Below are 18,984 nucleotides of genomic sequence, written 5' to 3' on the forward strand. Positions count from 1 at the left end.
TGGGGTCACACCGCGGTGAACCGCCACTGCTGGTTGGCGGCGCTGTGGCAGGTCCACTGCAACAGCCGGGCGCCGTCGGTGGTGGCGGCGCCGTTGACGTCCACGCAGAGACCGCTCAGCACGCTCTTCACCGTGTACACGCCGGAGGTTCCGGTCGCGGTGGCGGTGAACTTCTGCTGGTTGCCGTTGTTGCAGGTGGCCTGCTGGAGGAAGGCACCCGCCGCGGTGGAGCTGCCGACCACCTCGACGCACTTGCCGCTGTGTACCGCCTTCAGGTAGAGCGCGCCGTTGCCGGCGTCGACCGCCTGCCACTTCTGGTTGTTGCCGCCGGTGGACGCCCACTGGGTGATCTGGGCGCCGTCGGCGGTGGAGACACCACTGACGTCCATCAGCTTGCTGCTGTGCTGGGCCGTGACCGTGTAGGTCTTCCCCGCCAGGCCACCACCGCCGGTGCTGGGTGTACCGACGCCGTTTCCGCCGAAGGTGTGCGAGTCGAGGTCGAACCAGTTGTTGCTGCTGCCCTTGAACACCATGTAGAGCGTCTGCGTCCCGCTGCTCGCGGCAACGCTCACCGGCGTCGTGGACTGGTAGTTGTCCCAACCTCCGGTGCTGGGCACCGTGGTCGTGGCCAGCAGCGTCCCGGTGGGCGAGCCGGACCGCAGCTCGATGGAGCCGCCACCGGACGGTGACGACAGCCGGTAGCTGACCGTGGAGATGCCCGACAGGCTCATCGGGCTGAACGCGATCCAGTCGTTGTTGGAGATGTCACCGACGCGCTTGGTGCTCTCCGCCGCCGACTGGTCCACGACCCGGATGCCGGACTGGCTGCTGAAGTACTCGGCCTGCTTGTGCTTCGGTTGGAGGATCACCTGTGCGGTGCCGGTGAGTGGGGCCGCGCCCCCCGCGCCACCGCTGTCGGTGTACCGGGCGTTCAGCACGTAGAACAGGTTCGCGCCGTCCGGGTGGCCGCCGAGCAGGTCGGTGGAGATGGTGCCCGAGCAGCCGGGGTACTCGGTGGTCTCGTGTGCGTGGTCGTCGTGACCCAGCGCCGGGTTGAGGATCACCTTCGAGCAGTCGACGGTGCCGCCGTCCGGGTCGGTCACGGTGATCTGGTACGACACCTTGTCACCGAAGGTGAGCATGCCTCCGTTGGGCGGGGTGGTGATGGTGACCACCGGCGCGCTGTTGCCGACGGTGATCTGGACGTTGGCGAAGCCCGTCTTACCTGTGTTGTCGGTGACCTTCAACTGGGCCGTGTAGTTCCCGTTGGAGGTGTACACCTTGGACGGGTTGGCCGCCGTGGAGGTGGTGCCGTCGCCGAACGTCCACTGGTAGCTCAGCGCGTTGCCGTCCGGGTCGGACGTGCCCGCACTGCTGAACTGGACGGTGAGCGGCGAGGTGCCACTGGTGGGCGTACCGGTGGCCTTGACGATCGGTGACCGGCCGCCCTGGATGTAGTCGATCCGGTAGAGCCCGGAGTCGCTGTTGCCGCCACCGAAGTTGGTGCCCCACTCCAGCAGGTAGAGCGAGCCGTCCTTACCGAACTCCATGTCCATCGGCTTGTTGAACCCACCGCCGGGCAGGAACGGGTTGGTGCGGGTCACCGCCGAGGAGGAGTCGAAGTGCACCTCCTTGACGTAGCTGCGCGACCACTCGTAGAAGAAGTGCACGCCGTCGTAGTAGGGCGGGAACTTCGTCGCGGACGGGTTGGACGCGTCGTACCGGTAGACCGGCCCACCCATCGGCGCGGAGCCGCCGGAGCCGAGCTCCGGGAAGGTCGGCGAGGTGCCGTAGCCGTACCACATGTTCGGTGCGACGATCGGCTTCAAGCTGGTCAGGCCGGTGTTGTTGGGGGAGTTGTTGACCGGCGACGAGCAGTTGAACTTTGAGCCGACGACGCCGGTGTCGGGGTTGAACGGCGCGTACGGCTGGTTGTCGCCGTGGCAGAACGGCCAGCCGTAGTTGCCGGGCGTCTTGATCACATTGAGCTCGACCAGGCCCTCGGGGCCCCGGTTGGTGGTCGGCGGGTTGCGGTCCGGTCCGTAGTCGGCCAGGTAGACCCAGCCGGTGGCCGCGTCGATCGAGAAACGGAACGGGTTGCGGAAGCCCATCGCGTAGATTTCCGGCTTCGTCTGCGCTGTGCCCTGGGGGTAGAGGTTGCCGCTCGGGATGGTGTAACTGCCGCTGGCTCCGGGGCGGATGCGCAGCAGCTTGCCGCGCAGGTCGTTGGTGTTGCCCGCGGTCCGGGCCGCGTCCAGGTTGGACTTGCCGGAGCGCCAGTCCAGCGGGGCGTAGCCCTGCCAGTTGGGGTCGAGGTTCGGGGGCGTGTCGTCGCCGGTGCCGATGTAGAGGTTGCCGTCCGGACCGAACTCGATGTACCCGCCGGTGTGGCCGGGCTCGGGGAACGTCCGGTCCCGGTACGCGGGGATGTCGATGATCGTGACACCGCTCGACGTGTTCAGCGTGTCACCGCTCATGGTGTAGCGGGAGACGCGGTTGACGTCGGTCGAGCTGCTCGCCGGCGAGTGGTACAGGTACACGTAACCGTTGGTGGCGAAGTTGGGGTCCAGCGCCATGCCGGTGAGGCCGTCCTCACCGCCGGTGTAGACGCTCAGGGTGCCGGCGGTGACAGTGCTGTTGGTGGAGGGCTTGAAGATCTTCAGTTGCCCGCCGCGCTGGGCGTAGAACACACGCCCGTCCGGGGCGACGGCCATCGCCATCGGGTCGACGGTGTTGTCGTCCAGGGTGCGCTTCTCGAAGTTGCCCCAGACGGTGCCGCCGCAGTCGCCGGCGGCGTTACCGGCGGCCCACTTGATGCCACCGAGGACGTGGTTCTGGAAGTTCGTCTCGCTGTAGGAGGCGATCGCGTGGCCCATCGCGGTGGCCCACACCCGCCCGCCACCGGTGTCGCGACACCAGGAGATCGGGTGGTCCGGGCCCATCGCCCGCGACCCCGGGTTGTAGGTGCGCTCGTCGGCGGTCACCAGGACGTGCACCTTGCCGCGCGGGTTGGCGTCGAAGTTGTACCACTCCTCGCTGCGGGTCCACCGATCCGGCAGGCTGGCCGTCGACGGGTGCTTCTTGTCGGCGACGATGGCGGTGCCCTGCAGCACGCCGGGGGAGTGCTCGGGCATGTGGGCGCCGCCGTTGATGGTCTGGTCCCACCACGGGTACTCAGACTCGATGCCCATGTCGGTGGCGTTGTGGATGGCGACGATGCCCTTGCCGCTGGCGAGGTAACCCTCCACCGCCTGGCGCTGCGCCGTCGAGGTCCAGACCATGCCGGAGGTCTGGAGCATGACGATCACGTCGAAGGTCGCCAGGTTGGACGCGGTGAAGACGCTCGAGTCCTCGGTCGCCACCACCTCGAAGTTGTTCGCGGTGGCCTGCTGTTGGAGCATGCTGATCCCGGCGGGGATCGAGTCGTGCCGGTAGCCGGTGGTCTTGCTGAACACCAGGGCGCGGAAGGCCGGGGCCGCCGACGCGGGTGGGGCGAGTCCGAGCGCCAGTAACAGGCCGGCGATCACCGAGATGAGCAATGTGTTACGACGCATGCCGTCTCCTAGGTTGGGCGGGCGTAGGGATGTGCGACCACGGGTCCTGCGACGCGTCAGGTTGACCCTGGACACGTGAGGGGACACGGGCGCGCTGGTCTGTCCTCATGCCGTTCGCCGAAACGGCAGTCAGACCTGCGGGACGTCACACAGCGTGACGGTGGCTGTGGTTCTCGTCCCGTGGGCCACGAGGTCAGGATGAGCTAGCAATCGATGACTGTCAATCCACGAAGTAACATCCGACGTCCTGCCCGGTGGACGGCGGCCGTGCCCGGCTCCCTCGCTGCGGCGCCGCCTGTCGATCCCGGCCCGACCTGGCAGTCGGGCTTGATCGAGGATTGCGGACCCGCATCCAAACATCTATCTTCATACGTGTGATGTTTCATCGATGTCAAGGGAATGTTTTCGACACGCGAACGTAAGCCATCGCTGTTCCTACGAAAGTTTGATGTCCAGCGCTTCAAAGTCGCCGTAGTGTGGCATTGAGTTCTATCAATAACTACTATCTGTGAGGGCTTTCGGGATGTCAGACCCACGGCCGGTGCCGCTACTCACCCTTCGGGGCATCGGCAAGTCCTTCCTCGGGGTCCGCGTTCTCGACGGTGTCGACCTCGAGGTCGCCCCGGGCGAGGTGCACGCCGTGGTCGGTGAGAACGGCGCCGGCAAGTCGACCCTCATGAAGATCGTCTCCGGCGGGTACGCCCCGGACGGGGGCACTGTCGAGTTCGCCGGTGCGTCGCGCACGTTCCGTGGTCCGCGCGACGCGCAGCGGGCCGGCATCGGCATCATCCACCAGGAGTTCAATCTGCTCCCGGAGCGCACTGTCGCGGAGAACGTCTACCTGGGGCACGAGCCGGTCCGTCGGGGGCTCGTCGATCGTCGGGGGATGCTCGACCGCACCGCGCAGCTGCTCGCCTCGATCGGTGAGACCACGTTGCCGGCCGACGCCCGGGTGGGGCAGCTGGGCGTCGCGCAGCAGCAGGTCGTCGAGATCGCCAAGGCGCTCGCCCTGGACGCGCGGCTGCTCATCATGGACGAGCCGACCGCCGCCCTGGCCGACCACGAGGTCGAGTTGCTCTACGGGCTGGTACGCAGGCTCCAGGAGCGGGGCATCGGGCTGCTGTACGTCTCGCACCGGCTCGCCGAGGTCTTCGACCTGTCCGGCCGGATCACCGTTCTCAAGGACGGCCGTCGGGTCACCACCGTGGACACCGCGGACACCACCGCCGACGAGTTGGTGCGGCACATGGTCGGCCGGGAGCTGTCCAGCTACTACCCCGACCGGGCCGCACCCGAGGACCGGGGCCCGGTGCGACTCAACCTTCGCGACGCGGGAAACCGCAAGCTGCGGGACGTCAACCTCCAGTTGCGCGCCGGCGAGGTGCTCGGCATCGGCGGCCTGCAGGGCTCCGGGCGGTCGGCACTGGCCCGTGCGATCTTCGGGGTGTCGCCGTTCACGACCGGCGACGTCACACTCGACGATCGGCCGGTCCGACTGCGCTCACCGCGCACCGCGATGCGGGCCGGCATCGCCTACGTCACCGAGGACCGCAAGGGCGAGGGGATCGTCCCCCGGCAGTCGGTGCTCGACAACGCGTTGCTCGCCAGCCGGGCCGTCTTCGCCGCTCGGTCCGGCCGTGCGGCAAGGACCGTGCGGGTGCGCGAGTTGCTGGCCGCCGTGGAGGTCCGCTCCGCCGGCGACGACCAGGAGATCCGCTTTCTGTCCGGGGGCAACCAGCAGAAGGTCGTGCTGGCCCGATGGCTCGCGCTGAACCCACGGATCCTGCTCTTCGACGAGCCGACCCGGGGCATCGACGTGGGCGCGAAGTCCGCCATCCACGACCTCGTCCGCCGCCTCGCCCGTGATGGCGCGGCCGTGCTGATGATCTCGTCCGATCTACCGGAGCTGCTGGGGATGAGTGACCGGATCGTCGTCATGCGGGACGGCCACGTCGCGGGCGAGCTGCCCGCCGGCGCGACCGAGGAGGAGGTCGTCGCGCTGGCGGTCGGTACCACGCGGCAGGCCGCGGCATGAGCGCTGTGTCGCTACTGCCGGCCCGGCGTCCCGTACCGGGCGTCTTCGTGGCCCTGACACTGACCCTGACGGTCGGCTGGCTGGTCGTTCTGCTCGACGGTGGTCAGCTCTTCAACCAGTCCACCACCGTGAGCCTGCTGCACGTCGCCGCCGGCCTCGGGCTGGTCGCGGTCGGCCAGACCCTGGTCATCCTGGGCGGGTCACTCGACCTCTCGGTGGCGTACGTGATCAGCCTCAGCACCCTGGTCGCGGCCGAGACGATGAACGGCAGCGATGGCGCGGTGCTGCCGGCGATCGGCCTGGTGCTCGTCGTCAGCGCCGGTGTCGGGCTGCTCAACGGCCTCCTCGTCACCAGGTTCCGGGTCAACGCGTTCATCGCGACCCTCGGCGTCGGGCTGCTGCTCAAGGGTTACCTCGACAACGGCTACGACGGCCCGGCCGGCACCACCGCACCCTCGCTCGTGCAGTCGCTCGGCTACCAGCGCATCGGGCCGGTGCCGGTGTCGTTCCTGCTGTTGGTAGCGGTGACAGCGGCGGCCTGGTTCGCGCTCTCGCGGACCCGCTTCGGCCACCACCTGGTCGCCGTCGGCGGGGATCCGGAGGTGGCCCGGCTCTCCGGTGTCCGCAACGACCGGGTTCTCGTCACCGCGCACGTCCTGTGCTCGATGTGCGCGGGGCTCGCCGGCATCTACCTCGCCAGTCGGCTCGGTTCGGGCGCCCCGCGCGTCGGCACCGAGGGCCTCTACGACCTGGAGTCGATCGCCGCGGTGGTGATCGGCGGAACCGCCCTCGCCGGTGGGCGCGGCGGTGTCGTCGGCACGGTCGGCGGGGTGCTGCTGCTCGCCAGCATCGACGCCATCTTCAACCAGCTCGAGGTCGACGCCTTCTTCAAGCAGGTGATCCGGGGCGTCATCATCATCGCCGCGGTCGCCGTCTACGCCCGCAGGGCAATGCGAAAGGCGGCCTAGCCATGCAGACCGTCCAGCCCCGTTCCCTGCCGCTGCGCCTGCCGCGGGTGCGCCCCGGTGGTGTCCTGCCGATCGTCGCGATTCTCGCGGTGCTGTTGGTGCTCGTCGGTATTCGGCAGCCTGACTTCCTGGCACCGCCGTCGCTGATGTCCTTCCTCGGCCGTTCGGCGCCGATCATCCTGCTCGCCGCCGGTCAGTACTTCGTGATCGTGTCCGGTGAGTTCGACCTCTCGGTCGGGTCCCTGGTCACCGCGCAGGTGGTCGTCGCGGCCCGGCTGATCGACAGCGACCCGGCACGTACCTGGCCGGTGGTGCTGCTCCTGCTCGCCTTCGGAGCACTTGTCGGGCTGGTCAACGGCCTGATCACGACACGGCTGCGGGTGCCGTCGTTCATCACCACCCTCGGCATGTTCCTGATCCTCGTGGGCGCGGTCTACCTGTGGTCCGACGGCGCTCCGAAGGGCGGGCTCTCCGAGGAGTTCCGACGGTTCGGCCGGCGGGCCTTCGAGGACGTGCCGGTGCTGGGCCGCGTGCCGTACGCGCTGGTGGTCCTCGTGGTCCTGGCGGTGGCGGCCGTGCTGCTGATGCGGTCCGACTTCGGTCGGACGCTTGTCGCCGTCGGCGACAACCCGCGCACCGCCGAGCTGAGCGGCGTACGGGTGTGGCGTACCCGGACCTTCGCCTTCATCCTCAGCGGGCTCGCGGCGGCGGTGGCGGCGATCCTCCTGGGCGGGTACAGCGGTGTGTCGTTCCAGGCCGGTGCGGGCCTGGAGTTCGGTGCGATCACCGCTGTCGTCCTCGGTGGGGTGGCGCTCGGCGGGGGGCGTGGCGCGGTCGTCGGGGCGATGCTCGGCGCGCTGACCCTCGAACTGCTGTTCGCTCTCATGAATTTCTACGGCGTCTCCGGCGCCCTCAGGTCGACCGTCCAGGGCGCGATCATCCTGCTCGCCGTGGCGGTCTCGGCAACGCGTTCTTCGTCGAGATAAAGGGGAAACCATAGTGCGACGTTCCATGGCGGCGCTTGCCGCTGTCACCCTGCTGTCCATGGCCGCCTGTTCCACCGACGAGCCGGTAGCGAGCCCGTCGGGGAGTGCATCGGCCGCCGGGGCCGGCACCGGAGAGCAGTCGAAGTTCTTCGTGCAGGCCGACTACGACGCCGAGCTGGCGCTGCTCGACGCGGCACCGACGGGCCCGGCCGACAAGCCGTGGGAGCAGGTGCTCAACCCGGCGATGGTCGACACCGCCAAGTTCAAGAAGAACGGCCCACACAAGATCTGCTTCTCGAACGCGGCCCTGAACAACCCCTGGCGGCAGGTCGGGTTCAAGACCATGCAGGCGGAGGTCGAGGCGCAGAAGAGCCGGATCAAGGAGTTCGTGCACGTCGACGCCGAGGGCAAGGACCAGAAGCAGATCGCGGACATCAACGACCTGCTCGGCAAGGGCTGCGACGCGCTCATCGTCTCGCCGAACACCACCGCCACGCTCACCCCGGCCGTCGAGGCGGCGTGCAAGGCCGGGCTGCCGGTCGTCGTCTTCGACCGTGGGGTCAACACGAAGTGCCCGGTGACGTTCATCAACCCCATCGGCGGCTACGGGTTCGGTCACGTCGGGGCCGAGTTCGTCAGCCAGAAGATGAAGCCCGGCGGCAAGGTGCTCGCCCTGCGGATCCTGCCCGGTGTCGACGTCCTGGAGACCCGCTGGTCGGCGGCGAAGGTGGCGTTCGACAAGGCGAAGGTCGACGTCGTCGGCGTCGAGTTCACCGACGGTGATCCGGCCAAGACCAAGAAGATCGTCGACGACTACATCCAGCGGTACGGCACGATCGACGGGGTCTGGATGGACGCCGGAGCGGTGGCCGTCGCGGCGGTCGAGGCGTTCCAGGACGCGGGCAAGCCCGTTCCGCCGATGAACGGTGAGGACCAGCTCGACTTCCTGAAGATCTGGAAGGACAAGCAGCTCACCGCGATCGCGCCGACCTACCCGACCTACCAGTGGCGTACGCCGATCATCGCGGCGCTGCGGATCCTCGACGGCCAGCAGGTGTCCAACCCGTGGAAGCTGCCGCAGCCGACGGTCACCCAGGACAACCTGGACCAGTACCTCGACGCGGGCATGCCGCCGCTGCACTACGCGATGTGCGGCTGCACCGACCTGCCCGGTTACCCGCAGCGCTGGAAGTAGAGCCCGATGTACGCCATCGGCGTCAACCCCTGGGTCTGGGCCTCGCCGGTCGACGACAAGGCCCTGGCCGAGCTGATTCCGCGGATCGCCGCGTTCGGCTTCGACGCTGTCGAACTGCCGATCGAGCAGCCCGGCGACTGGGACCCGATCCGTACCCGGGACCTGTTGGCGGAGCACGGCCTCGTCGCGGCAGGCGTCTGCGCGGTCACCCCGCCGGGGCGGGAACTCGTCGACGCCGCACCGGCGGTCGTCGAGTCGACGGTGGCGTACCTCATGGGCTGCGTGGCGAGCGCGGCGGCCGTCGGCGCTGGATGCGTCGGCGGTCCCGCGTACGCCTCGGTCGGCCGCACCTGGCGGATGTCGCCGACGGCTCGCGCGGCCTGCTACGCGGATTTCCGGCGGGCCCTGACGCCGGTGGCCGAGCGGGCCGGCGAGTTGGGCGTGAGCATCGGTGTCGAGGCGTTGAACCGCTACGAGACGAGCGTCGTCAACACCATCGAGCAGACCGTCGAGCTGATCGACGGGCTCCCGCCGAACGTCGGCATCATGATCGATACCTACCACATGAACATCGAAGAGGCCGACCCCTACGCGGCCCTCGCCGTCGCCGGCCGGCACATCAAGCACGTGCAGGTCAGCGGCACCGACCGGGGCGCCCCCGGTGCTGACCACTTCGACTGGCCCCGCTTCTTCACCGTTCTGCGGGACACCGGCTACCAGGGCGCGATCTGCATCGAGTCATTCACGGCGGAGAACGAGACCATCGCCACCGCCGCGTCGATCTGGCGTCCCTTGGCCCCCTCCCAGGACCGTCTCGCCACGGACGGCCTGCGCTACCTCCGGGAGATCCTCGGATAACCGCCCCGAGCCGCCACCCCCGCGCTCGTCGAGGCCGTTCGCCGACCCCCACCCCGTTCACACGTCAGGAGCACCGTCCCGTGTTCTCGTCCATTCCGTCGCTGCGCCGACTGCTGGCCGGCGCCGCCACCACAGCGGTGACCGCAGTGGTCGCGGTGACCGCCTCGGCGTCCCCGGCCCTCGCGGCCACCACCACCCTCTACGCGTCGCCCTCCGGCACCGGCACCGCCTGTTCCGCCAGCCAACCGTGTTCGCTGACCGCCGCACAGACCGCGGTGCGGGCGATCAACAGCGCGATGTCCGGTGACATCGTCGTGGAGTTGGCGAACGGCGTGTACCGGCTCTCGTCGCCGCTGCGGTTCACCGCCGCCGACTCGGGCAACAACGGCTACCAGGTGATCTGGCGGGCGGCCTCCGGCGCACGTCCGACCATCACCGGCGCCCGGGCGGTCACCGGTTGGTCGCTCGTCGACTCCGGGAAGAACATCTGGCGTGCCAACGTCGGCGCCGGGCTCGACTCCCGTCAGCTCTACGTCAACGGGGCCGTCGCCACGCGGGCGCGCACCGCCGTGAACCGGTCCGACTTCACCTTCACGACGTCCGGCATGCGGTTCACCAACAGCGCGCTCAACTACCTCAACAACCTCGGCAACCAGAGCCGGGTCGAGGTGGAGAGCGTCGGCTCGTTCACCGACAGGTACTCGCCGGTGCAGAGCATCAGCGGAAACTTCCTGACGATGCAGCAGCCCGCGTGGAACAACAACACCTTCGGGTTCGACACCCTCTCCAGCCCGCACCGCGCCGGCCCCTTCTACCTGACCAACGCGTACGAGTTCCTGGACTCGGCGGGGGAGTGGTATCTCAACCCGGGCAACGGCCAGCTCAACTACATCCCCCTCGCCGGGCAGAACATGAGCTCCGTCAGCGTCGAGCTGCCGCAGTTGCAGTCCCTGGTCAACGTCGGCGGCACCCTCGACGCGCCGGCGCATCACATCTCGTTCAGCGGCATCACCTTCACCGGCACCAGCTGGCTCGGCCCGAGCAGCAGCAACGGCTTCGCCGACCAGCAGACCGGCGCACACATCACCGGCACCTGGTCCCGTCCGTCCGACGCGCTGACCTCCTGCCAGGCCGGCTGCCCCCAGTTCGAGGCCACCCGGCCGAACTGGAACCAGATGCCCGCCGCCGTGCAGGTCTCCGCGGCCAACACCATCACCTTCGGCGACTCCCAGTTCGTCAACCTCGGGCAGACGGCGATCGGCATCGGCAACGACGCCAACGCCCACGCCAGCGGTGTCGGCCTGGGCGCCAGCAACATCACCGTCACCCGCTCCGAGATCGCCCGTAACTCCGCCGGCGGCATCGTGGTCGGTGGCGTACGCGCCGACGCCCACCACCCCAGTGACCAGCGGATGGTCAACCGCAACATCACCATCAGCAACAACCGGGTGCACGACCTTGGCCTGGAGTACCGGGGCGTAGTCTCGATCCTGACCACCTACGTGAACACGGCGATGGTCTCGTACAACGAGGTCTACAACATGCCGTACACCGGTCTGTCGGTCGGGTACGGCTGGGGTGCCAACGACGCCGGCGGCAGCCAGCACTACGCGAACCGCGGGTTGTACAACTACCAGCCGCGCTACACGACGGCGACCACCGCGGCCAACAACCAGGTCATCGGCAACTACGTGCACGACGTCATGCAGCAGATGACCGACGGCGGCTGCATCTACACGCTGTCGGCGAACCCCGGCGGGACCATCAACCAGAACTACTGCCTGCGGACCAACGGCTGGTTCGGCCTCTACTTCGACGAGGGTTCCCGCTACTACACCGCCCGCAACAACGTGTTCTCCTCCACCGGCACCTGGGCCACCGCCAACTACTGGTACGCGGAGAACATGGGCAACTTCACCGTCACCAGCAACTGGTCGACGAACAACAGCACGAACGTGACGAACGGCGACCGCGGCAACGTGGTCAACAGCAACGTCACGGTCAGCAACGGCAGTTGGCCGTCGGGCGCGCAGACGGTGATCAACGCGGCTGGCGTGCAGGGCGGCGGCAGCACCAACCCGCAGAACGTGCAGATCGTGGGCGTCCAGTCGGGCCGGTGCGCCGAGATCGGCAACTCCAGCACTACCAACGGCACGCAGGCCCAGATCTGGGACTGCATCAGCGGCGCCGCGAACCAGCGGTGGACCTCCACCGCCAGCCGGCAGCTCATGGTGTACGGCACCAAGTGCCTGGACGCCTCGGGCCAGGGCACCACCAACGGCACCACTGTGGTGATCTGGGACTGCAACGGTCAGTCCAACCAGCAGTGGAACATCAACGCCAACGGCACGATCACGGGAGCGCAGTCGGGTCTCTGCCTGGACGCCAACGGCGCCGCGACGGCGAACGGCACGAAGTTGATCCTCTGGTCCTGCACCGGTGGCACCAACCAGCAGTGGCAGCTGCGGAGCTGAGGTAGCGCCGTCCACGGTCCGGGCTGGGGTGTCACCGCCCCAGCCCGGACCGTGGTCACCGCTGGTCGGTCGTCCGCGCCGGGTCCACGATCAGCCCGGTCGAGTGCTGGTAGCGGACCGGGATGGGATCGGTGAGTTCCCCGACGAACGTGTCGTCGACGTGGTCGAGGAAACCGATGAGCGACCAGTCGTCGGCGGGTCCGGGGACCAGCCGTGGCGCGTACAGGTGCGGGTGCGCGAACGGCTGGGCGGACGCGACGTCCCACGGCCCGAGGGTGGTCTCGCCGGTCGCCACCCAGATCCGGTGGTCGTCGCGCCGAGCGCTGCCGGTGGCATCGGTGGAGAACAGCAGCAGCGGCTGCCCGTCGAGGACCGCGACCTGCGGCACCTCGAGGTGACCGAAGCCGGCAGGCGTCGACAGCGGTGGCGCGACGGTCCAGGTGACGAGGTCGGTGGAGGTGGCGTGGCCGACGACGCCACGGGTGTTCGCCGGCCCGGTGTTCGCACGGGCGGTGATGAGCATGTGCCAACCCTCGCCGTCCGGGTCGGGGAACACCCAGGGGTCACGCCACGCCTGCTCGTACCAGAGGTCCTTGTCCAGCAGCTCGTACCAGGTGGGGTCGGCCTGGACGACCGGCTCGGTGCCGTGCCGGTGCCAGGTCGTCAGGTCGTCGGAGACCGCCAGTCCGATGCGTTGGACGAGCCCGTCCTCGGCGCGACCGACCCCTGTGTAGAACAGGTACCACCGTCCGTCCGGCCCGCGGACCGTGCAGCCCGTCCAGGTCGCCAGGTCGTCCCAGCGGGGCGCGTCGGCGGGGACCACGGCGTCGGCGAGCAGGCGCCACGAACGCAGGTCCGCCGAGACGGCGTGGCCGATGCTGGCCCGGCGGTGGCGGCGGTGCGGGTCGTGCAGGGCACGGGACGCGCGCAGGAAGAACACGTGCCAGAGGCCGTTGTCGTCCCGCGCGTACCAGCTGTCCCACACCCAGTGGTCGGGTAAGCGAAGCATGGTCGGAAACCTAGCACTAAACCGTTTTAGCGTCGGCGAAGGCCAGTCCGACGGTACGGGTCGGAGGGCCGGCGGTCAGCCCGCCGGAGGTGCGAGGGACCGGCGTCGGCGCAGCGGCATCGGAACGAGCGAGGGCTCGGCGGCGCCCCCGTCCAGGAGCAGCTCGACAGCGCGTCGTCCCATCTGCTCGTGCGGCAGCGCCGTGGTGGCCAGGCTGGGGCGCAACCAGGCGGCGATCGGGTCGTCGTCGAACGAGATGACCGAGATGTCCTCCGGGACGGTCAGCCCGGCCTCGCCGAGTGCCTGGTACGCGCCGAAGGCCAGCCGGTCGTTCATGCAGATGATCGCGCTGGGTCGCTTCGGCTTGCTCAGCAGGCTGCGCATGGCGGCGTAACCGTGCTCGGGCAACCACTCGGTGCAGAAACACTCGGCCAGGAGGTTGACGTCCGCCTCGTCCAGCGCCTGCCGGATGCCGTGCAGGCGGGCGCGGGCGGCGAGCGAGACCTCCGGGTCGTCCTCCTTGAGTCGGTTGCGGCCGATCAGCGCGATCGCGTCGCGGTGGCCCAGCTCCAGCAGGGCGGTGGCGACGGAGCGGCCGGCCCCCTCGTCGTCGGGGACAACGCTGGGCAGACCGTCGGGGCTCGTGGCGTTGAGCAGCACCACCGGGCCGCCGAGGATGGCCGGTGGCACCGTCAGCCGCCGGGTCGCCATCGCCGCGTAGATCACCCCGTCGACCTGCCGGTCCAGGACGGCCTCGATGGCGTACTGCTCGAAGGTGGCGTCGCCCTGCGTCTCGGTGATGAGCAGGACGTGGTCCCGTTCGCGGGCCGCGTCGAGGGCGCCGCGGATGAGGTCGCCGGCGAACCGGGTGGTGGCCACGATGTCGGAGACGAACGCGATGGTGGCCGTCTTCCGGGTGCGCAGGCTGCGCGCGGCGAGGTTGGGCCGGTAGCCGAGTTCCTCGGCGGCGGCGAACACCCGCTGGTGCGCCTCGGCCGAGAGGCGGGTGCCCTCCCTGCCGTTGAGCACCATCGACGCGGCGGTCTTGGACAGCCCGGCTCGGCGCGCGACGTCGGCGAGTGTTGCTCTGTTGCGGCCCATCAGTCCTCCGAATCAGGCGCGGTGCCACAGGCGCGCCGCTCCTGCCCATCATGATGCGTCGCCGTCCGGGATCCAGCGCCGGTCACGTCGGCGTGGTGTGAACCCGACGTTTCCGCACCGTTGCCAAGTTGTCCTTGACAGCTTCCCGTGCCGCGCGCATGCTCTGCTAAATCAGTTTAGCGACCACTTCTGGTGCATCCAGAGGTGCCTTCGATGGTTCTTTTCGCTGACCGTACGCCGGTGCTGCGCTCGGGCGACTGGTCACGGCGTACGCGTGGAGATGTCAAGGAGTCATGAAATGGCAGAATTGCTGACAAAGTTTCCGCGACGGAGAACTGTGCTCCTCGCGTCGCTGCTGGCGGTCGGGATGACCGCGACGGCGTGCAGCGCGCCGGGGGAGGACCGGTCGTCGACCCAGAAGTCCGATGCCGCCGTCAAGACGGAGCTGGGCACCGAGCCGATCACCCTGGAGATGTACGCGGAGACCGGCTTCCCGCTGGCCAAGGCGTTGGCCGACGAGTTCTCCAAGCAGCACTCGAACGTCAAGTTCAACATCCGCGAGGACCAGTTCACGGTGATCGTGGAGAACGCGCCCCGGGTGATGGCCTCGGACAACTCACCCGACATCATCCGGCTCCCCACCATGGTCGACCTGGTCAAGGACGACCTGCTCAAGAACCTCGACCCGTACTTCACCGCGTACGGCTGGGACAAGTTCCCCGCCTCGCAGCTCATGCAGCTGCGCGTCGGCGAGAACACCCGGGGCATCGGCTCGCTGTACGGGATGGGGCTCGGCTACAGCGTCACCGGCGTCTTCTACAACAAGAAGCTGGCCGGTCAGGTCGGCATGACCCAGCCGCCGGCCACTGTCGCCGAGTTCGAGGAACTGCTGGCCAAGGCGAAGACCGGCGGGGTCCAGCCGATCATGCAGTTCAACAAGAACACCGCGGGCATCAACTTCCCGCACCAGGCGCTGCAGAACCAGTTCGGCGACCCGACCCAGGTCGCCGACTGGATCTTCCAGAAGCCGGGGGCCACCTTCGACACCCCGGCCGCCCTGAAGGCCACCCAGACCATCCAGAAGTGGGCGCAGGCCGGCTACTTCACGAAGGACGCCAACGCCCTGGACTACGCGGGCATGGTGGGGGAGTTCCAGAAGGGCAACGGCCTGTTCATGTTCAACGGCGACTGGGAGTCGGCCAACCTCGAGAAGTCGATGCCCGGCAACGTGGGCTTCTTCCTCTTCCCCACCGAGTCTCCCGGCGGAAAGCACGTGGCGATGTCCGCCCCCAACACCTTCGGCGTCTCGGCCAAGGCCAAGAACCCGGACGCCGCCGCGTACTTCCTGAACTGGGTCCACACCAACGCCAAGGCCCGCGAGATCTCGGTGACTGTCGGTGGCTCCAGCCCCGGCGGCCCGAGCGACCTGCCGGTGCCGAGCGTCGCCCCGAACACCGTGCTGGCCGAGACCCTGAAAGCGTCGCAGCAGCTCGGTGCGGAGAACGGCGCGGTGGACTTCACCGCGAATGCGACAGGCGGCATTTTCGCCGCCGCGATCACGCCGGAGATGCAGAAGCTGATCGCCGGCCAGCAGACGCCCGAGGGGTACGTGAAGGCGGTCCAGGCCGAGTACCAGAAGGAACTGTCCCGATGACGTCTGCCCTCGGCAGCGCACCAACCGGGCGCGGCGATCGTCGCGCCCGTCCGACCCCCACGCGGGCCCACCGTTCTCGGTGGGCCCGCGCGGCCGGGACCGGCTGGTTGTACGTCCTGCCCGCCCTGGTGATGTACGCGGTGTTCGTCCTGCGCCCGCTCGTTCTGACGCTTCAGTACTCGCTCTATGACTGGAACGGGATCGGGGTGGCCCGCTGGGTGGGCCTGGACAACTACCTCACCGTTTTCACCGACAGCGACCTGCTGAAGATCATCGGCAACGCGGTAGTCCTGATCGTCTTCTTCAGCTTCATCCCGGTCGCGCTAGGGCTGTTGGTGGCGAGCATGGTTCGCCGGATCACCACCGGCGCGTTCGGCACCGTCGTGCGGACCATCCTGTTCCTGCCGCAGGTCATCCCCCTGGTGGCGGCGGGCATCGCGTGGAGCTGGCTGCTCTCGTCGAACGGTCTGGTCAACCAGGTGCTGCGCGCGGTCGGGCTGGGTGGCCTCGCCCGCGCCTGGCTCGGCGACTTCGACACGGCGCTGCCTGCCGTCGGCGTCATCGGCGCCTGGGTCCTGCTCGGTCTCTGCACGATTCTGCTGGTCACCGGCATGAGCAAGATCGATCCGGCGCTGTACGAGGCCGCCCGCCTGGACGGGGCCGGTCCGATCCGCGAGTTCCTCGCCGTGACCCTGCCCAGCCTGCGCCAGGAGATCGGCGTCTGCCTCACCGTGACCATCATCGCGGCGCTGGCGAGCTTCGACATCGTCTACATCTCCACCAGCGGCGGCCCCGGCCTCCAGACCACAGTGCCGGGCCTGGAGATCTACCGGCTGGCCTTCTCGCAGCGGCAGGTGGGGCTCGCCTCGGCGCTCGCTGTCGTGCTCATGCTGCTGGTGCTGGCGTGTGTGCTGCCGATCCAGCGTCTGAGCCGAGGGGAGAAGCCGTGAATCTGAGCCGACGCGAACAGGTGACCGGCCGCGTCTTCCTGATCGCCCTGATCGTCGTCACCCTGCTGCCGTTCGTGAGCATGCTGTCGGCGGCGCTGCAGCCGCGGGGCACCGTGCCGGATGGCCTGGAGTGGCCGTCCGACCCGCAGTGGGGGAACTTCGCCGACGCCTTCACCGCCGCGAACATGGGTGCCCTGCTCCGCTCCAGCCTGCTCATCGTGGCCGGTGTCGTGCCGGTGTCGGTGCTCATCGCGACCATGGCCGGCTTCGGGCTCGGTCAGCTACGGGTGCCGGGTGCCCGATTCGTCTTCGGCCTCTTCCTGCTGGGTCTGACCCTGCCCTTCGAGGCCGTGGTCACGCCGCTCTACTACCAGATGCAGGATCTCGGCCTGCTCAACACGCGTTGGGCGATCATCCTGCCGCTGATCGGCCTGTACATGCCGTTCGCGGTGTTCTGGATGCGCGCGCACTTCACCAACGTGCCCGTCGAGTTGTCCGAGGCGGCCCGGGTGGACGGCAGCAGCACGTGGCAGTTGTTCTGGCGGGTCCAGGTGCCGCTGGCCCGACCGGCGATCGCCTCGTTGACGATCCTGATGTTCCTCTGGACCTGGAACCAGTTCCTGCTCGCCATCGTCCTCGTCGACGACGCCACCAAACGCACGATGGCCGGTGCGCTCGGCGCGTTCCAGGGTCAGTGGGGCACCGACCTGGTGCTGCTCTGCGCCGGGTCGCTGCTGATCCTCACCCCGACCCTCATCGTGTTCCTGATCTTCCAGCGACAGTTCATCAAGGCCCTGATCCAAGGGTCAGTGAAGGGGTAGGCAGTGGTCACACAGCCGCAGATCCACGGCGACGTCGACGATCGCTACGGCCGCGTCGCCGACGTCTTCCGCGACAACTTCACAGCCCGGGGAGAGATCGGCGCGGCGGTCACCGTCTACGTACGGGGCCGCAAGGTCGTCGACCTGTACGGCGGGGTGGCCGACACCCGTACCGGGCGGCCCTGGGACGCGCACACACCTGTCGTCGTCTTCTCCTGCACCAAGGGAATCCTGGCGATCTGCGCCTACCTGCTGGCCCAACAGGGCCGGCTCGACCTCGACGCCCCCGTGACGCGCTACTGGCCGGAGTTCGGGCAGCACGGCAAGGCGAACATCCCGGTGCGCTGGCTGTTCACGCACCAGGCCGGCCTGCCGGCGGTGGACCGGCCCCTGACCCTCGACGAGGTGCTGGCGTGGGAGCCGGTCATCAAGGCGCTCGAGGCGCAGGCCCCGTTGTGGGAGCCGGGCACCGCGCACGGCTACCACTCGATGACCTACGGCTGGCTGGTCGGCGAGGTGATCCACCGCGTCACCGGCCAACTGCCCGGCGCGTTCTTCGCCGACACCGTCGCGGGCCCGCTCGGCCTGCACACCTGGCTGGGGCTTCCGGCCACCGAGAGCGACACCGTGGCCTGGGGCCTGGCGCCACCGCCGGACCCGGACCCGTTCGAGGACCCGGTCGCCGAACGGGGCATCACCATGGGGGGCGCTTTCGCCTTCCCGGCCGACGCCGACGGTCTGGTGAGCTTCAACGACGACGCCATCCGGGCCGCCGGTGTTCCCGGCGCGGGTGCGGTGAGCACCGCCGACGGCCTCGCGCGCCTCTACGCCGCCTGCGTCTCGGACCTCCAGGGTGGACCGCTGCTCACGGCCGCGTCGGTGGACGACGCGGTAGTCGTCCGCTCGCAGGGTCAGCAGCGACATGGCCCGCCGGACACCGGGCAGCGCTGGGGCACCGGCTTCCTGCTGCACTCGCCACCGGCCCGGCCCCTGCTGGGTGAGCGCAGCTTCGGCCACGACGGCGCGGGCGGCAACCTGGCCTTCGCCGACGCCGAGCACCAGGTGGGGTTCGGCTACGTGGTCAACCAGATGCGCGGGATGGGCGACGAGCGCGCCAACAGCCTGACCGCCGCCCTCCGCTCCTGCCTGCACGACTGACGCCGCCAGTCCAGACCCGGTGATCATGAAGTTATTGCCCTGACACGCCGTGATCGATGGCGATAACTTCATGATCACCGGGGTTGGGCCTGGGATGGGACCGTCCATTGTGGTCGGTCTTGGTGTTACGGGGATACTTCGGGCACGTTTCATCGATAGTCTTGACAGGCGTTGTTAGCGATAACACGATGGCCTTCACGCCGCTCTCGCGTTTGGAGCTC

13 protein-coding genes are annotated in these 18,984 nt (G+C 68.8%); 10 read left to right on the top strand and 3 right to left on the bottom strand.

Annotated features, from left to right (window positions below; genetic code table 11):
* Positions 1 to 5: 5 nt before the first annotated feature.
* Entirely contained in the window at positions 6 to 3,554 is a 3,549-nt protein-coding gene (locus ACQP0U_RS09105) for a ThuA domain-containing protein (protein ID WP_433317460.1), read from the bottom strand.
* A 523-nt stretch (positions 3,555 to 4,077) separates the two neighbouring features.
* Between ACQP0U_RS09105 and ACQP0U_RS09110 the strand changes: the two genes are divergently transcribed.
* From ACQP0U_RS09110 to ACQP0U_RS09135, 6 genes are all read left to right on the top strand, one after another.
* Positions 4,078 to 5,589, top strand: coding sequence for a sugar ABC transporter ATP-binding protein (locus ACQP0U_RS09110; RefSeq protein WP_433317462.1), 1,512 nt, complete (start codon positions 4,078 to 4,080; stop codon positions 5,587 to 5,589).
* On the top strand, positions 5,586 to 6,557 hold the full coding sequence (locus ACQP0U_RS09115) for an ABC transporter permease (protein ID WP_433317463.1): 972 nt from the start codon (positions 5,586 to 5,588) through the stop codon (positions 6,555 to 6,557). The genes ACQP0U_RS09110 and ACQP0U_RS09115 overlap by 4 nt, the downstream gene beginning before the upstream one ends.
* Positions 6,558 to 6,559: 2 nt before the next feature.
* Positions 6,560 to 7,543 (top strand): ABC transporter permease, encoded by a 984-nt coding sequence (locus ACQP0U_RS09120; RefSeq protein WP_433317465.1) that lies wholly within the window; start codon positions 6,560 to 6,562, stop codon positions 7,541 to 7,543.
* Between the two features lie 13 nt (positions 7,544 to 7,556).
* The gene (locus ACQP0U_RS09125) at positions 7,557 to 8,738 is read left to right on the top strand and encodes a substrate-binding domain-containing protein (protein ID WP_433317467.1); all 1,182 of its coding nucleotides are present in this window, start codon (positions 7,557 to 7,559) and stop codon (positions 8,736 to 8,738) included.
* A 6-nt stretch (positions 8,739 to 8,744) separates the two neighbouring features.
* Positions 8,745 to 9,596 carry a sugar phosphate isomerase/epimerase family protein gene (locus ACQP0U_RS09130; protein ID WP_433317469.1) on the top strand — a complete coding sequence of 284 codons (852 nt, stop codon included), beginning with the start codon at positions 8,745 to 8,747 and terminating at the stop codon, positions 9,594 to 9,596.
* An 80-nt stretch (positions 9,597 to 9,676) separates the two neighbouring features.
* Positions 9,677 to 12,070: an RICIN domain-containing protein gene (locus ACQP0U_RS09135; protein ID WP_433317471.1), complete on the top strand. Its 2,394-nt coding sequence runs from the start codon at positions 9,677 to 9,679 to the stop codon at positions 12,068 to 12,070.
* 55 nt (positions 12,071 to 12,125) lie between these two features.
* Here ACQP0U_RS09135 and ACQP0U_RS09140 read toward each other — a convergent pair whose 3' ends face one another.
* Complete coding sequence (locus ACQP0U_RS09140) at positions 12,126 to 13,079, bottom strand: family 43 glycosylhydrolase (RefSeq protein WP_433317473.1); 954 nt, start codon at positions 13,077 to 13,079, stop codon at positions 12,126 to 12,128.
* A 75-nt stretch (positions 13,080 to 13,154) separates the two neighbouring features.
* Positions 13,155 to 14,180: a LacI family DNA-binding transcriptional regulator gene (locus ACQP0U_RS09145; protein ID WP_433317475.1), complete on the bottom strand. Its 1,026-nt coding sequence runs from the start codon at positions 14,178 to 14,180 to the stop codon at positions 13,155 to 13,157.
* A 298-nt stretch (positions 14,181 to 14,478) separates the two neighbouring features.
* Here ACQP0U_RS09145 and ACQP0U_RS09150 point away from each other — a divergent pair, with 298 nt between their 5' ends.
* Genes ACQP0U_RS09150 through ACQP0U_RS09165 form a run of 4 tightly spaced genes read left to right on the top strand, consistent with a single transcriptional unit; the run spans position 14,479 to position 18,763 of the window.
* Positions 14,479 to 15,834: an ABC transporter substrate-binding protein gene (locus ACQP0U_RS09150; RefSeq protein ID WP_433317476.1), complete on the top strand. Its 1,356-nt coding sequence runs from the start codon at positions 14,479 to 14,481 to the stop codon at positions 15,832 to 15,834.
* On the top strand, positions 15,831 to 16,784 hold the full coding sequence (locus tag ACQP0U_RS09155; RefSeq protein WP_433317478.1) for a carbohydrate ABC transporter permease: 954 nt from the start codon (positions 15,831 to 15,833) through the stop codon (positions 16,782 to 16,784). Before ACQP0U_RS09150 ends, ACQP0U_RS09155 begins: the two co-directional genes overlap by 4 nt.
* Entirely contained in the window at positions 16,781 to 17,605 is an 825-nt protein-coding gene (locus tag ACQP0U_RS09160; protein WP_433317480.1) for a carbohydrate ABC transporter permease, read from the top strand. The genes ACQP0U_RS09155 and ACQP0U_RS09160 overlap by 4 nt, the downstream gene beginning before the upstream one ends.
* A gap of 3 nt (positions 17,606 to 17,608) precedes the next feature.
* Positions 17,609 to 18,763: a serine hydrolase domain-containing protein gene (locus ACQP0U_RS09165; RefSeq protein ID WP_433317482.1), complete on the top strand. Its 1,155-nt coding sequence runs from the start codon at positions 17,609 to 17,611 to the stop codon at positions 18,761 to 18,763.
* The last annotated feature ends 221 nt before the right edge of the window (positions 18,764 to 18,984 follow it).

It is taken from the genome of Micromonospora sp. CA-269861 (assembly GCF_050948505.1).
GTDB lineage: Bacteria > Actinomycetota > Actinomycetes > Mycobacteriales > Micromonosporaceae > Micromonospora.

Excerpts from the sequence above, each read along its gene's own strand:
- ACQP0U_RS09145 (WP_433317475.1), bottom strand. The coding sequence starts at position 14,180 with ATGGGCCGCAACAGAGCAACACTCGCCGACGTCGCGCGCCGAGCCGGG.
- ACQP0U_RS09130 (WP_433317469.1), top strand. The coding sequence starts at position 8,745 with ATGTACGCCATCGGCGTCAACCCCTGGGTCTGGGCCTCGCCGGTCGAC.
- ACQP0U_RS09120 (WP_433317465.1), top strand. The coding sequence starts at position 6,560 with ATGCAGACCGTCCAGCCCCGTTCCCTGCCGCTGCGCCTGCCGCGGGTG.
- ACQP0U_RS09150 (WP_433317476.1), top strand. The coding sequence starts at position 14,479 with ATGGCAGAATTGCTGACAAAGTTTCCGCGACGGAGAACTGTGCTCCTC.
- ACQP0U_RS09105 (WP_433317460.1), bottom strand. The coding sequence starts at position 3,554 with ATGCGTCGTAACACATTGCTCATCTCGGTGATCGCCGGCCTGTTACTG.
- ACQP0U_RS09140 (WP_433317473.1), bottom strand. The coding sequence starts at position 13,079 with ATGCTTCGCTTACCCGACCACTGGGTGTGGGACAGCTGGTACGCGCGG.
- ACQP0U_RS09115 (WP_433317463.1), top strand. The coding sequence starts at position 5,586 with ATGAGCGCTGTGTCGCTACTGCCGGCCCGGCGTCCCGTACCGGGCGTC.
- ACQP0U_RS09155 (WP_433317478.1), top strand. The coding sequence starts at position 15,831 with ATGACGTCTGCCCTCGGCAGCGCACCAACCGGGCGCGGCGATCGTCGC.
- ACQP0U_RS09110 (WP_433317462.1), top strand. The coding sequence starts at position 4,078 with ATGTCAGACCCACGGCCGGTGCCGCTACTCACCCTTCGGGGCATCGGC.